The 1,345-nt window shown below is 45.1% G+C and carries 1 protein-coding gene; it reads left to right on the top strand.

All coding sequences use genetic code 11. The features are described 5' to 3' along the window. The first annotated feature begins 89 nt into the window (after nt 1-89). Entirely contained in the window at nt 90-1,106 is a 1,017-nt protein-coding gene (locus tag DPF91_RS21680) for an IS110 family RNA-guided transposase (protein ID WP_117236504.1), read from the top strand. Nucleotides 1,107-1,345: the final 239 nt, after the last annotated feature.

Here is a 1,345-nt window from a genome sequence, read left to right as displayed (position 1 = left end):
TTAAGTTGATGAGATGGTCTCCCCCTACCACTTCACATGACTATCAGCCATGCTTGGAGTGTTCAGGCCCGAAGCAAAAGGAGAAGACCATGACTCAGCATAAAATCATCGGCATCGACTTAGCAAAAAGTATTTTCTTTCTTTTTGAAATCAATCATAAAGGAAAGAACCTTGGCCGTAAAAAGCTTCAACGAAGCAAGCTACTTAACTACGTCGCAAATCAAAGTCCATCCATCATCGCCATGGAGGCTTGTTCTGGAGCACATTATTGGGCAAGGGAGTTTGAGAAGTTTGGTCACGAGGTACTTTTATATCCACCTCAACATGTCAAAAGTCAGCGACGTAAACAAAAAAACGACTATAACGATGCCGAAGCAATTTCAGAACTTGCCCTTTATCAACGACATCCTCCCGTCCCGCACAAATCTATCGAACAGCAAGATATTCAATCGCTGATTCGAATGCGGAGACTATGCGTCACCGAAAGAACTCGTCTGATTAATCAAGTGCGAGGGCTTATTGCTGAGTACGGTATTGTTCTACCTAAAGGTAAGGCCTCATTCAGACAAGCTATTCCTGAAGTGCTCGAAGATGCCAAAAACCAGTTATCGCCCATATTACGAGAGCTTCTATCACGCCAATATGAACGCTATCTATATATCGATGAGCAAATCAGTTGGTTTGAAGACAAACTCAACCAAACCGCTAAGCAATTTGATAATGCCAAACGGCTGATGTCTATTCCTGGCTTTGGACCACTCACGAGTCAAGCTGTCGCCGTATGGCTCGGTTCAGGCAAACAGTTTAAGACAGGACGCGATGCATCCGCTGCTATGGGGCTGGTTCCAAGGCAAGATACAACAGGCGGCAATGTGATGCTTCTGGGGATAACCAAGCGGGGTAACACTTACATTCGTTCTTTACTCGTTCATGGAGCTAGAGCAGCTTTAAGACGAGCCAAGTTCAAGTCCGACAAACTCAGCAAATGGATGCTTGAATTACAAGAACGACGAGGTCCCAACCGTGCAGCGGTTGCACTCGCAAACAAACTAATGCGAATAGCGTGGGCTGTTATCGCCAAAAACGAAGAGTATCAACCAGCATAAAACACCATGCACCACCAACCCTTTGCAAAGTACGTAGTGAGATGAATAACAGGATAAATCCTACACGTTGAAAACCTTATGCTCACACTGGCTTTTAAAGTCGATAAGTTGATCAGGACTGCGTGTTCGACTGCCTCATCTTGGCCAAGGCAATAGCCGCTAAAACAGGCCGTATATATGGTAGTTAACCTGCACTTTTAATCACGCTGCTGACTTGCAAAACCGGGGGAGACCATATA

The sequence above is a fragment of the Vibrio maerlii genome (assembly GCF_003415655.1).
Classification (GTDB): domain Bacteria; phylum Pseudomonadota; class Gammaproteobacteria; order Enterobacterales; family Vibrionaceae; genus Vibrio; species Vibrio maerlii.
Note: the sequence above shows the minus strand (reverse complement) of the source record. Positions and strands in the feature narration are given on the sequence as shown.

Coding starts and splice junctions, on each gene's coding strand:
- DPF91_RS21680 (WP_117236504.1), top strand. CDS start 90: ATGACTCAGCATAAAATCATCGGCATCGACTTAGCAAAAAGTATTTTC.